General features: G+C 45.3%; 9 protein-coding genes. All 9 read left to right on the top strand.

Annotated elements, in window-relative coordinates; translation table 11 throughout:
- Nucleotides 1–78: 78 nt before the first annotated feature.
- The 9 genes from CD004_RS19875 to uvrB all read left to right on the top strand — a co-directional run bounded on the left by CD004_RS19875 (nucleotide 79) and on the right by uvrB (nucleotide 13,467).
- Nucleotides 79–1,938 (top strand): GAF domain-containing sensor histidine kinase, encoded by a 1,860-nt coding sequence (locus tag CD004_RS19875; RefSeq protein ID WP_102264335.1) that lies wholly within the window; start codon nucleotides 79–81, stop codon nucleotides 1,936–1,938.
- Nucleotides 1,913–2,569, top strand: a complete 657-nt coding sequence (locus CD004_RS19870; protein WP_102264334.1) for a response regulator — start codon at nucleotides 1,913–1,915, stop codon at nucleotides 2,567–2,569. The genes CD004_RS19875 and CD004_RS19870 overlap by 26 nt, the downstream gene beginning before the upstream one ends.
- A 608-nt stretch (nucleotides 2,570–3,177) precedes the next feature.
- Nucleotides 3,178–4,608 (top strand): S8 family serine peptidase, encoded by a 1,431-nt coding sequence (locus tag CD004_RS19865; RefSeq protein WP_102264333.1) that lies wholly within the window; start codon nucleotides 3,178–3,180, stop codon nucleotides 4,606–4,608.
- 494 nt (nucleotides 4,609–5,102) lie between these two features.
- The gene (locus CD004_RS19860) at nucleotides 5,103–7,559 is read left to right on the top strand and encodes a S8 family serine peptidase (protein ID WP_102264332.1); all 2,457 of its coding nucleotides are present in this window, start codon (nucleotides 5,103–5,105) and stop codon (nucleotides 7,557–7,559) included.
- 59 nt (nucleotides 7,560–7,618) lie between these two features.
- Complete coding sequence (locus CD004_RS19855) at nucleotides 7,619–8,305, top strand: HAD family hydrolase (RefSeq protein WP_102264331.1); 687 nt, start codon at nucleotides 7,619–7,621, stop codon at nucleotides 8,303–8,305.
- A gap of 238 nt (nucleotides 8,306–8,543) precedes the next feature.
- Nucleotides 8,544–9,098: a helix-turn-helix domain-containing protein gene (locus tag CD004_RS19850; protein WP_102264330.1), complete on the top strand. Its 555-nt coding sequence runs from the start codon at nucleotides 8,544–8,546 to the stop codon at nucleotides 9,096–9,098.
- Between the two features lie 140 nt (nucleotides 9,099–9,238).
- A complete protein-coding gene (locus tag CD004_RS19845; RefSeq protein WP_102264329.1) occupies nucleotides 9,239–10,480 on the top strand; it encodes an EAL and HDOD domain-containing protein in 1,242 nt (413 codons plus the stop codon).
- Nucleotides 10,481–10,658: 178 nt separating this feature from the next.
- Nucleotides 10,659–10,892 (top strand): CsbA family protein, encoded by a 234-nt coding sequence (locus tag CD004_RS19840; protein WP_041966402.1) that lies wholly within the window; start codon nucleotides 10,659–10,661, stop codon nucleotides 10,890–10,892.
- A 595-nt stretch (nucleotides 10,893–11,487) separates the two neighbouring features.
- A complete protein-coding gene (gene uvrB, locus CD004_RS19835; protein WP_102264328.1) occupies nucleotides 11,488–13,467 on the top strand; it encodes an excinuclease ABC subunit UvrB in 1,980 nt (659 codons plus the stop codon).
- Nucleotides 13,468–13,470: the final 3 nt, after the last annotated feature.

The raw sequence follows: 13,470 nt of genomic DNA, 5'->3' as shown, positions 1-13,470 counted from the left end.
GGGTTTTATTTGTGTTTTGGATACTCCCGCGATAAAATAAATTAACTGAAAATTCTAAACTCGAAGGAGGTGCGTTGTATGGAAAAGGCCCTTTCACAAAGAAGGGAAAAGTCTGCAAAGTTGTTCATGAACTCGGTATCATTGATTGGCTGGCTGCTCATCCTTCTCTCTCTTGTAAAATTGGAACCTCCCGGCGAACCGGTTGTTTTAGCACTATTATTTTTATTCCTGCTTATTAGCGAGTACTACCCGATGCCAGTTTGGAGAGGGCATACAGCGATCACATTCCCGGTGGTCTATGTTTTATTTTTGCTGTATGGATTTCCGTACACTGCAATCGCTTATGCTGGCGCAGTCCTGATTGTGAACCTCGTCCATAGAAGGCCGCTCAGGACAGTATTGTTCAACCCCGCCCAGCTCGTGATCAGTTTTTATGTTGCTGCAATGGCACTTCCTCTAATGGAACCTCTCTTGGAAAAACTGGCACTCACTCCGATCATAGAGGGGATGTTAGGTTACATTTTCCTGTTGGCTGTCTATGTTTTGGTCAACAACGTGATTGTCGACCTTGTTCTCGTAATCAGGCCGCAGCATTATTCTTTTAAAATGTGGAAGCAAAAGAGTCTCACGGAACTGAATAGTGCAGGTATTTCGTTGATTTACGGGATTACCCTTTATGTCGTTGGCAGCCAAAATCGCGGCGAAATCGATGTCTTTGCATACTTTTTCTTTTTCTCGCCGCTAGTCGGGATTTCCCTTTTGAGCGCGACGATTGCCAGGCTGAAAAGAGAGAAGAACCGTTTGAAGCTTCTTTTTTCGATCACTTCCGAGTTGAATCAGATGCTCCCTTCACAGGACTGGCTTTCGGCTTTACGAGGGAGCTTCAATGAATTGATTGGTGCAGAGGCAAGTTTATTATGGATCAAAAAAGATGGCGAATGGGAGCTTAGCTTTAAAGATGGCAGGACAATATCGAATTGCGAGTTGCCGCCAGAGGCGTTAGCTGAATTTGATGGAATGCGCAGCCCAGTGGTTTTTAATGATCGCAAAAAGGATGGCGGTGTTGCAGCTGCCTGTTTTGAGGAAGATGTGAAGGCGTTCGTCTACTCGCCGCTTGTCATCGAGAACGAAACAATCGGGATGTTCATCATTGCCAGAAGCAGGACGAAAAGCTTTGAGGACCACGATGTCCAATCGATTGCGACACTTGCCAACCAGCTGGCCGTCATCATCAAGACGCGGATGCTTTTTACCGAAAAAGAAAAGGTGATTGTCCTTGAAGAGAGGAACCGCATCGCCCGTGACATCCATGACGGAGTCGCCCAGACACTTGCCGGGGCGGTCATGAAGCTGGAAACGGCGGGAAAGAAGTTTACTAAGAACCCTGAAGAAACAAGGAAGCTAGTTGACGAGAGTGTCATTGGCTTGAGGGAGAGCCTGAAGGAAGTGCGTGAATCAATTTATGCCTTGCGCCCGTATCCGACTCAAAAAGCGACACTGGCTGAAGCGATTTTAAGAAAAATCGAAGCGGTCCAGAAGGAATACCAGCAGGACATTGAATTCGAAATCAGGGGCCAGGAGCAGGAGCTCAGCCCGATGGTCGAAAAAGTCCTGTTCGACACTTTCCAGGAAAGCCTTCACAACGCCATCAAGCATTCGCAGGCAACGAGGGTTGAAGTTCTCTTAAGCTATCAAACTGAGCATATACTGTTGAAAATCAAGGATGAAGGAAAAGGGTTCTCGCTGTTCCAGGCAATGCTGAAGGCCAGAAACCAGCCGCATTTCGGCATCTTGCAAATGAACGATGCCGCTGAAAAAATAAACGCTTCCTTGCAGATCGACAGCAAGGAAGGTTCAGGAACGGAAGTCAGCATCACCGTTCCTAGAATGGGAATCGAGGGGGAAACCACGAATGATCAGGCTCATGCTAGTGGATGACCATGCCGTGCTCCGCGACGGACTGCGGAATATTATATCAGTTGAAGAAGATATCGAAGTCGTCGGCGAGGCCGTATCCGGCGACGAAGCACTGTTGAAGGTGGAAAGCTGCAAGCCGGACATGATTTTAATGGATATCAACATGCCCATGAAAAATGGTGTTGAAGTCACTGGTATTCTGAAAAAGAAATACCCGCATATAAAAGTGTTGATACTGACAATGCACAGCCACGAGGAATATTTCATGTCGGCCATCCGTGAAGGAGCGGACGGCTATTTATTAAAAGACGCGCCTTCCGACCAGGTTGTCGAGGCAATCCGCACCGTCGCCCGTGGCGAGTCGGTAATCCATCCGTCGATGACGAGAAAGCTGCTCGCCTTCCACCAGCAAAAACAAACACAGCAAGAGGACACAACCCTAACCGAGCGCGAAAAGGAAGTGCTGCTCTGCCTCGTTGAAGGTCTCAGTAACAAAGAAATCGCCGACCGACTGTTCATCAGCGACAAAACCGTCAAAATCCACGTCAGTAAAATCTTCAAAAAGCTGAACGTCAAAAGCCGCTCCCAGGTCGTCATCCACGCCGTCCAGCACCAGCTCGTACCAATCCCGCCGACATCAAGCGGGGCATAAAGAGAGTCCTCATGACGAGGGCTCTTTTATGTTATGTAGGATGCAGGGATTATTGACACGATTTCGTGCCCTGCAGAATTTTGTGTCACTCCCGAATTTTGCGATAATCTGCGCCAGTCTATGCAAAAATGTTTCATTAATTTGTACTTTGAGATGAATTCCGCATTTTTTGACAATCTACTAGCCGATTTGAGGAGAAAAACCTGTTCGAGAGCCGACGTGTCTGATCAGGAATTAATCTAGAAGATTAATCACTACGAAAATGGTCAGAATCACTACGAAAATCGCGATAATCACCCCGAAAAACAAGATAATCACTACGAAATTTCCCATAATCACTACGAAAACAACCACAATCACTACTTTTTACATTTTTTTGTAAAATGCGTAGGGTGAATTTAAAGGATAAGCCACTCCTATTAATTTCAATCAAAGTAGAATGCTAAGAGGAAAATCACAACATCCATTATCAGACTAATCTTCGGTACTACTTTAGTAGTACCGAAGATTAGTACAGAGGATATTATTTTTTAAATACTATGCAGAATGGTTTTCGTGTAAATATTGTGGGAATATTAAGAAAAATAACTAAGGAGCTGAAAAATTTAATGAAGTTTAAAGCTGCATTTTTATCATTTATTCTCATGGCCGGGACGCTCTTTGCTTCGATCGTTCCCGGAACGACGACTAAGGCAGTCGAGCCAGTCAAAGCTGTGGTCGATTCTGAGCTGACGAAAACGCTTTTGACAGCCATCGCCCCAGTTGAGGCAATCGTTACTTTTAAAAGTGATGAGGGTGTTTTGCCTGAACAGGTAGATCTTCTGGAGAAGGTTGGGATTACGAAGGGTTTGACATTGAACAGCCTGCCAATCGCAGGAATTCTCGCGACAAAATCACAGATTGATAAGCTTGCACAAAGTGATCAGGTCGTTTCTATTTATCTTAATAAAAAACTGAAATACGAAAATGCGGAAGCTACAGATATCACTGGTGTAGATCAGGTTCGAACAGATGACACGATGAGAAAGCTGAATGGCGGCTTGCCGGTTACTGGCAAGGGGATTGGCGTCGTCATCAATGACAGCGGTGTTGACGGGACGCATCGTGACCTGGAGTTTGGCAGCCATCTTGTCCAAAATGTATTGGGCTCGACAAACTTGAATGCGCTTGATGCTGCCTTGCTGCCAGTAACTTATGTTGAAAATGTTCCGAACACCGATTCAAGCTCCGGACATGGTACGCATGTAGCTGGTATTGTTGGCGGAACAGGCGAAATGTCAGGCGGGAAATATGAAGGAGTGGCTCCTGGCGCCAACCTGATTGGCTATGGATCAGGCGCAGCGGTTGCGATGCTTGATACAATTGGCGGTTTTGATTATGCGCTGACCCATCAGCAAGAATACAATATCCGTGTGATTACGAATTCCTGGGGAGATACTGGCGATGCCGGAACTGACTTTGATCCATATAACCCTATTAATATCGCAACAAAAAAATTGTATGACCGCGGAATCGTAACGGTCTTTTCCGCAGGGAATTCAGGTCCAGACGCTAAAACCATTTCCGGAAATTATAAAAAAGCTCCTTGGGTCGTTACCGTAGCAGCTGGAGATAAGTCCGGAAAGCTGGCTGATTTCTCTTCTCGCGGTGAAGAAGGACGGGGTGGAACGGTAACAGTCGATGGTCAGACATGGAATTGGGTGGATCAGCCGACAATAACATCACCGGGAGTCGACATCATCTCGACGAGAGTGATCAGCCCGCTCGTGGCGCTTGGTGCAACTGCCGATGCTGAGTACATTGAACCGGCGCATCTGCCGTATTACACGACAATGAGCGGAACATCGATGGCCGCACCGCATGTCGCAGGCATCATCGCCTTGATGCTTGAAGCTAATCCTTTGCTGTCGCCTTCTGAAGTAAAGTCAATTCTTGAAAAAACAGCAACATCAATGCCGGATTACGCTGTATGGGAAGTCGGCGCTGGCTATGTGAACGCTTATAAATCGGTCGATGCAGCTTTTAAGAAGAAAAAATGACGATTAGTTGATCTCCCTTGCTTCGGAAAGGGAGATTTTTACTCCGCCGCGATGGAATTTTTACAATGCTAAGGAGAAAACTCACGAACTAAGCGCGAAATCGACAGAATAGTATTCTTCTGACTGGAATAGGGACTCCAAATCTAGAAAATTACCTTTTTCAACACTGCATTTTCAAACTGGAAAAATTATTCTCTTGTTCAGCGGAGCTAATTGCACGGAACTTCATCTGAATCGCTCGGTTAAGGGCATTTATTGCACCAACTTTGACCATAATTGCACGGTAAAACCTTATAATTGCACATTCATCCTAATTTTGGAAATTTATAGCCCCCAAAAACCAATAGCACTACCCATCTATAACTTTTGTACGATGCAAGAATAGACATTCCGGAAAAGTATTTTATAACCTTTGAAGAATAGTTTTACAGCAGGGATTTCATGATAATTAAGTTAGGAATATTCAAAATTTTATAGAATGAGGGGAGAATAACATGAAACGTTTTACGTATTTGTTGCTAGCATTATTGCTCATTTTTCCTGTATTTGCTGTACCCCAGGGGAAGGCGGGCAGCCTGGCGGTCATTGATCCGCTTGTCAGCAAGGCACTCGACACTGCCAGCTCACTGCAGGTTATTGTTACTTTTAAAGGCGATGGTGCACCTACGAACACCCAGTTGTCGCTGTTAAAAACGCTCGGCATCGAAACGGGAATCAGCATGAAATCCCTGCCGATTGCCGGAGTCATCGCGACAAAAGCGCAAATTGAAAAACTTGCGGCAAATCCGGAAGTACAATCGATTTACATGAACAGAAAACTTACTTACTTCAATGCTGATGCCACTGCCATCACTGGCGTCGATAAAGCCAGGACAGACGACAGCTTCCGTCAAGCAAATGGCGGTCTGCCTGTTTCAGGAAAAGGAATTGGTGTCGTCGTGAACGACAGTGGTGTGGACGGAACTCATAAAGACCATGAACTTGGCAAAAACCTTGTCCAGAATGTAATGGGCTCCACAAACTTGAATGCACTTGCACCAGGCTTGCTGCCGGTCACATACCAGGAAAACGTGCCGAACACTGATACAAATTCAGGCCATGGTACACACGTAGCCGGCACGGTCGGCGGAACTGGCGCGATGTCTGGCGGAAAATATGAAGGTGCTGCACCAGGTGCGGACTTGATCGGCTACGGCTCAGGAGCGGCGTTGTTCGTCCTTGATGGCATCGGCGGCTTCGATTATGCAATTACACATCAGTCACAGTACAATATCCGCGTCATCACGAATTCATGGGGTTCATCAGGAGACTTCGATCCCAACGACCCTATCAATATTGCCAGCAAAAAGGCGCATGACCGCGGAATTACGGTTCTTTTTGCGGCAGGTAATGAAGGTCCAGGGGAAAACACCCATAACCCATATGCAAAAGCTCCATGGGTTATTTCAGTCGCTGCCGGAGTCAAAGATGGAACGCTGGCTGATTTTTCTTCAAGAGGTACGAAAGGTGTAGGCGGAACATTTACAATGGACGGAAAGGAATGGACATGGAAGGATGAACCGACCGTGACGGCGCCTGGAGTAGATATCGTTTCAACTCGGGTCCTTGCTCCAGTATCAAGCTTGTCTGCCGACCAGGATGCGCAAACAATCGAAACGGCGTACCTTCCATACTACACAACAATGAGTGGTACATCGATGGCGACTCCGCATGTTGCCGGTATCGTGGCGTTAATGCTGGAGGCAAATCCATTCTTATCTCCTGCTGAGGTCAAGCAGATCCTTGAGCAGACCGCTACGAATATGCCAGGCTATGAAACCTGGGAAGTCGGCGCAGGCTACGTGAATGCTTATGGTGCAATTGATAAAGCCTTCAATGATACTGCTTATGGTTCTACACTGAATTCAACGCAGACATTTTACAGCAATGTTGAATCATCAACGGAACGCAAAGAGTTTTCGGTTGACTACAATCCGTTGACATTCATTTCTGATAATCAATATGAATTCACAGTCGAAGAAGGAATGTCCAGCCTTGTAGCAAAAGTGGACGGTGCGGGTCTCATGGAACAAACGGGCAATCCGATCAACCTTGTGCTGATCGCTCCGGATGGCACAGAATACAGCTCGGGTGTCAGCCTGCTGTTCCCGCTCTACTATGATCGCACAGTATCCGTGACTTCTCCTGAACCAGGAGCATGGAAGGCTGAAATTCGCGGACTACGCGGCGCAGATGCCAATCCACTTGGCCTGGCTTTGCCTGAAACGGTAAAAGGTGAAATGGCCTTCACAAGGGTCAGCGGTTTCTCCGGGTTGAACGATATTGCCGGACACCCGGCAGCAGATGCGATTAAAATGGGCGTGAGTGAACGATTATTCGACGGCTTCTCGAATGGAGCCTTCAAACCTGATACGCTTTTAACAAGAGCAGAGCTGGCTAAATACCTGGTGATGGGCGCAGAGATTAAGCAGTCATTGCCGGCAACACCGAGCTTCTCTGATGTTTCAAATACGGACCTGCCATTTGTCGAAGCCGCAACAGCAAAGGGTGCTTCCTTCCGCGATCAACAGCACATCCAGAAAGGGGTTATCTTGCCGAAAGCAAACGGTAAATTCGCACCAAAGGATGGCGTGACCCGCGCGGAGCTGGCATATTCACTGGTTCAATCATTAGGACTGCAAAAGGAAGCAGAGGAATTCGATGGGCAGCTGACTGTCCAGTATAATGACGAAAGAATTGCAATATCGGACGCTTCAGATGTTCCTGAGCACCTGAAAGGCTATGTCCAGGTGGCTCTCGACCTGAATATCCTCAATGCAAAATTCGCTGTAACACAGGGTCTCTATGATCTGAAACCAAAGGTAACAGCAAGCTTCGGCCCATCTGTGAAAAATACACGCGGTGACTTTGCGGTAGCTATGACACGTTACTATAACGCTTTCCTAAAATAAGGTAAAATGGGAACAGGCCGAAAACGGGTCTGTTCTTTTTCCATATAGGGGGAGTTTGTATGCTTAAAATAGAAGCTGTATTTTTTGATCTTGATGGTACTTTGCTGGACAGGAGTGCTTCTGTCGTGAAATTTATCGAAGACCAGTATGACCGCTTTTGGCCTGCATTGAGTTTGATAGACAAACAGCAATATAAAAGCAGATTCATAGAATTGGACTCAAGGGGTTATGTCTGGAAGGACAAAGTATACAGTCAGCTTTTAAAAGAATTCAGCATCACGGACTTAAAATGGGAAGATCTTCTGGAGGATTACATGACGAATTTCAAGCATTCATGCATCGGTTTCCCACATTTGCACGAGGTCCTTGGAAATCTCCGACAGATGGGAGTTAAAGTAGGGTTAGTCTCGAATGGCAAAACTTCTTTCCAGATGGACAATGTAAAAGCATTGGGAATTGAAGAATACTTTGATTCAATCCTGATCTCAGAAGCAGTTGGTTATAGAAAGCCTGACCCGCGGATTTTCCAGCTGGCACTTGACGAACTTGGAGTTTGGGCAACAAACAGTATATTTGTGGGTGACCACCCTGAAAATGATGTGGCAGCAGCCCGGAACGTTGGAATGGTTGGAGTCTGGAAACGGGATGACTATTGGGAGGAGGCTGAGGCTGATTTTATTATAGAAGATTTAAAGAGTCTGGTAAGCATCATCCTGGAAGGAGCTGCATTTAATGAAAGACTTTAAAATTACATACGACCCGCCCAATGCAGTTGAATATATCAATCTGCGCCTAGAAGCTGGAATGAACGGCTAGATGGCTGCTTTTACTTCATTATTTAAAAGGTTGGTTAAAATTGTATTATTTATTACCTTTATGGAAAATAATTGAATTTACTTAATGGGGTATTATTTAGCGAGTTCAAATATGCTTTAATTAGCTAAAGAGAAATGATTATAGCTTAAAGGGTGGTTGAAATCCAAGATGAAGTACGCGCCTGAAGATTTACAGATGATCAAAGACCAGCTTGGCAGCCAATCATTATCTACTATTGCCAAAAGGTTGAATCGCAGTATCACGGCCCTTGAAGTGAAGATTACGAGATTGGGGCTATCTCACACTAAATCCTCCACAGGAATGCTGACCGCCGGAGAACTGGCAAAAATCCTCATGATTGACCGTAATACCGTCATGCAATGGATCCATAACCATGGTCTGGATTACCATCAGCGGATTACCAGAAGCAAAAAGAAATTCACGTTTATCAGCACCGATGAATTCTGGTTATGGGCAGAAAAAAACCGCCATAAAATTGACTTCTCCAAGCTCGAACCTGACGCACTTCCGCCTGAACCTTATTGGGTAGCAGAAGAACGTAAAATTCCACGGCAAGTCACGAGTTACAAAGCATGGACCAAGCACGAAGAAAAGCTGGTCCTTGAATGGCACTGCTGCGGAAAAACGCTGGCAGAGATTTCTGATATGCTCGGGCGGACAAAAGAATCCATCCGTAAAAAAATCAAACGCCTCACTGAATAATTTCATTTTCAAAAAGCCTACAATATATGGTAAACGCTTTTGGCTCTTGTAATACTTGTAAAATAATAGTATATTTTTCCTACAATAGTATTGTTTAATATTTACAGAAATGTCGTCCCACGTCCCCAGGAGGAGTCTTTATGGATATTTATGTTGCCAGGCAGCCTATATTTGATATAAATGAAAAGACAGTTGCTTATGAATTGTTATACAGGAACAGCTCGGTCAATAATTATCAGCACACTGATGGGGACCAGGCTACAACAGATGTGATCGTAAATAGTTTCTTGAATATTGGAATCAAAGAATTATCGAATGGCAAGCCTTGTTTTATTAATTTTACCGAAAAACTCCTAAAGCTTGGTGTGCCGTCTTACTTTAATCCTTTATCGATTGTCGTTGAAATCCTTGAGACAGTTGAACTGAATGAAGAAATTCTTGCGATTTGCAAAGAGCTGAAGGCACATGGATATACAATAGCGCTTGATGATTTCTTTGTTTCGCAGTGGAACGATTTGACTGTTCGAATTTTAGATTATGTAGATATTATCAAGATTGATTTCCGGACGACGAGCCGAAGTGACAGGCAGGAAATGATTCGTTTTATTAAGGATCGGAACATCCAGTTTCTTGCTGAAAAAGTCGAAACGATTGAAGAGTACATAGAGGCAAAAGAAGACGGATTCGTTTATTTCCAGGGGTTTTATTTCAGCAAGCCAGTCATCTTGAACAGTTATGATATCCCATCCTACTATCATTCGTATTTTCATATTTTAAAAGAAATAGAGAGTCCTGATCCCGATATCGAAAAGATTAAAGATGTTATTGAAAAGGATATTTCCCTTTCATATAAGCTTCTGAGGCTGATCAATAACCCGGTTTTCAGGCCAAGGAATGAGGTTTCCTCGATAAAGCAAGCCATCATTCTATTAGGGCTCAATGAAATCAAAAAGTGGATTTATGTTTTGGCGATCAGGGGAGCAGACAAAGGTTCGGGCGGTACCAAGGAAAGGGAAATCATCGAGCTGTCGCTAAAGCGCGGGAAACTAGGCGAGTTGATCGGCAGGAAGGTCGGCAGAGAAGTGCTGGCGTCAAAATACTTCCTGCTCGGGATGTTCTCATTGATGGATTCCTTGTTGCACCATCCGATGGAGGAGCTGCTCGAAGACCTGCCATTAAGCAATGAGCTGAAAGATGCCTTATCAGGTGAAAAGAACGACGAATACGTCATGCTCCAATTTTTAAAAGACATCGAACACGCCTTTCACGAAGATGTGGAGCTGGCCTTCAATCCAACCAATATGCCGATTGAAGAGCTTTTTAGGCTCTATGGCGAGGCGAGTGACTGGGCTACCAAGGTTTTAAATGAAGTGAATATATAAAGATAATGAGCATGCATCCGCATGCTTTTTCTTATATGCTGATTTAGTAAAACCATCAATCAATGAGAAAACAAACTCCTTTTAAGAGGAGATTCTTGTAACGAGTCTCTAAAAAAGTTATATTTTAAAAAGATGATTCTAAATTTTCGTTAATTCTCTGAATGAGGTGTTTAATCAATTGGTGCTGAAATATTTGTCCGCACTGTTCCTGCCTGGTTTCATGGTTGTGTTTTTCACAAGGGTTGCCTATAACCACATCCTTGCGCTCGTATTGACGGTCGCATTGATTGCGGCTTCTGTTTATAAAGGATATACTGATTCCTTCCTGCTGATTGTCGTCGATGCCTTTTCATTGACCGTGGGCTTCTATCTGGCCAACCGGATGATGAAGCGCAACAAGAAGCAGTCATAATTTTTAAAGAAAGCCTGTCGGATTGTGTCCGGCGGGTTTTTCTTATTTATAGGCTATGTTAAATTTGGCTGTTGATTTTCGTTCCATGCGCTTCGCTTTCCGCGGGCAGTCGGGGAGCCTCCTCGGCGCATTATGCGCCTGCGGGGTCTCCCCATGACTTGCTCATCCCGCAGGACATTGATTGTGCTTCCTCGAACTTGCCCACGCACGATGAAAATGCGTTAGCATTTTCGGAGGAGTCTTCGCGCCTTCCACTACAATCAACAGGAGCATAAAAATAATATTGGGCTTTAACAGAGCCATTCTATAAGGGTCCATCCCACTTCAATCAAACGTTTGATTAACGAAGATTCGACAACCTACAGCATCAACTTATAAAACTTAGAAATCAATTCGAATGTTTGTTCGCTTTTTGTTGGTTTGTTTTCCCTTCTTTGTGGTAGAATGAGGATATGACTTTTTGACAACTATGTAAGACTTATATATAGGAAAGTTCTTTTCGAAAAAGTTTCTGAATCAATGTATGCGTTAAGTTGGTGTGAGTGCGATTCAGTATGAAAAGAGCCTAGAAATTTAAATTACAGGAGGCTTTTCTGTGAAGGACCAATTTGAATTAGTCTCGAAGTATTCTCCGCAGGGAGACCAGCCTGCGGCAATCAAAGAGCTGGTAAAAGGAATCCGCGATAACAAGAAGCATCAGACGCTTCTTGGCGCGACAGGAACAGGGAAGACGTTCACGATTTCAAATGTGATCAAGGAAGTGAACAAGCCAACGCTTGTCATCGCCCACAATAAAACGCTTGCCGGCCAGCTCTACAGCGAGTTCAAGGAATTTTTCCCGAATAACGCGGTTGAGTATTTCGTCAGTTACTATGATTATTATCAGCCAGAGGCTTATGTGCCGCAGACGGATACTTTCATTGAGAAGGACGCGAGCATCAATGATGAGATTGATAAGCTGCGCCACTCGGCAACTTCATCGCTATTTGAGCGCAAGGATGTCATCATCATTGCCAGTGTTTCCTGCATCTACGGCCTCGGTAATCCGGATGAATACCGCGACATGGTCGTATCACTCCGGACCGGCATGGAAATTGAGCGCAATAAGCTCCTCCACAAGCTGGTAGACGTCCAGTATGAACGAAATGATATCGATTTCAAACGCGGGACGTTCCGTGTCCGTGGCGATGTCGTCGAGATTTTCCCGGCCTCACGTGATGAACACTGCATGAGGATCGAGTTTTTTGGCGACGAGATTGACCGGATTCGCGAGGTTGATGCGCTAACTGGTGAGATTATCGGCGAACGTGACCATGTCGCGATTTTCCCGGCATCCCACTTCGTAACCCGCGAGGAAAAGATGAAGATTGCGATCGAGAACATCGAAAAAGAGCTGGAGGAGCGACTGGAAGTAATGCGCGCCGAAGAAAAGCTTCTTGAGGCACAAAGGCTCGAACAGCGCACAAGGTATGACCTTGAGATGATGCGTGAGATGGGTTTCTGTTCCGGCATTGAAAACTATTCGCGCCATCTGACCTTGAGGCCTGCTGGTGCGACTCCATATACATTGCTTGATTACTTCCCGGACGACTTTATGATCGTTGTCGATGAGTCGCATGTTACATTGCCGCAAATAAGGGGAATGTTTAATGGTGACCAGGCCCGTAAACAGGTGCTGGTTGACCATGGTTTCCGCCTGCCGTCAGCAATGGATAACCGTCCGCTGACTTTTGCTGAATTTGAGAAACATGTCAAACAGGCCGTTTTTGTTTCGGCGACTCCAGGTCCATATGAGCTGGAGCATACTCCAGAAATGGTACAGCAGATCATCCGCCCGACAGGCTTGCTTGACCCGACCATTGATGTGAGGCCAATCGAAGGCCAGATTGATGATTTGATTGGCGAAATCCAGGAGCGGACGAAGCGGAATGAGCGTGTGCTTGTAACGACACTGACGAAAAAGATGTCTGAGGATCTGACTGATTATCTGAAGGAAATCGGTATCAAAGTCCAATACCTGCATTCAGAGGTCAAAACGCTTGAACGGATTGAAATTATCCGTGAGCTGCGGCTAGGTAAATATGATGTCCTCATCGGGATCAACCTCTTGAGGGAAGGTTTGGACATCCCAGAAGTTTCACTGGTGACGATTCTTGATGCTGATAAGGAAGGCTTCCTTCGTTCAGAAAGATCACTCATCCAGACGATTGGTCGCGCGGCGAGAAATGCGAGCGGACATGTCATTATGTATGCAGACAGGATGACCGATTCGATGGAAAAAGCGATCAGTGAAACGAAGCGCCGCCGTGAAATCCAGATAGAATATAACGAAAAGCATGGCATCACGCCGCAAACGATCCAGAAGGATATCCGTGACGTGATCCGCGCGACGATTGCTGCCGAGGAGCAGGAAGGCTACAGCCCGGCAGAAGGTTTGAAGAAGCTGACAAAGAAAGATCGCGAACAAGTGATTTTAAATATGGAAAAAGAAATGAAGGAAGCGGCAAAGGCTCTCAATTTCGAACGGGCAGCCGAGCTGCGTGACCTCATTCTTGAGTTAAAAGCGGAAGGATGACGA

It is taken from the genome of Mesobacillus jeotgali (genome assembly GCF_002874535.1).
Classification (GTDB): Bacteria; Bacillota; Bacilli; order Bacillales; family Cytobacillaceae; genus Mesobacillus; species Mesobacillus jeotgali.
The sequence above is the reverse complement of the archived record's forward strand: the minus strand, read 5'-3'. Positions and strand labels throughout refer to the sequence as shown.

What these genes read in the sequence shown, in the direction of transcription:
- CD004_RS19845 (WP_102264329.1), top strand. Translation starts at nt 9,239, where the DNA reads ATGGATATTTATGTTGCCAGGCAGCCTATATTTGATATAAATGAAAAG.
- CD004_RS19865 (WP_102264333.1), top strand. Translation starts at nt 3,178, where the DNA reads ATGAAGTTTAAAGCTGCATTTTTATCATTTATTCTCATGGCCGGGACG.
- CD004_RS19850 (WP_102264330.1), top strand. Translation starts at nt 8,544, where the DNA reads ATGAAGTACGCGCCTGAAGATTTACAGATGATCAAAGACCAGCTTGGC.
- CD004_RS19870 (WP_102264334.1), top strand. Translation starts at nt 1,913, where the DNA reads ATGATCAGGCTCATGCTAGTGGATGACCATGCCGTGCTCCGCGACGGA.
- CD004_RS19855 (WP_102264331.1), top strand. Translation starts at nt 7,619, where the DNA reads ATGCTTAAAATAGAAGCTGTATTTTTTGATCTTGATGGTACTTTGCTG.
- CD004_RS19875 (WP_102264335.1), top strand. Translation starts at nt 79, where the DNA reads ATGGAAAAGGCCCTTTCACAAAGAAGGGAAAAGTCTGCAAAGTTGTTC.
- CD004_RS19860 (WP_102264332.1), top strand. Translation starts at nt 5,103, where the DNA reads ATGAAACGTTTTACGTATTTGTTGCTAGCATTATTGCTCATTTTTCCT.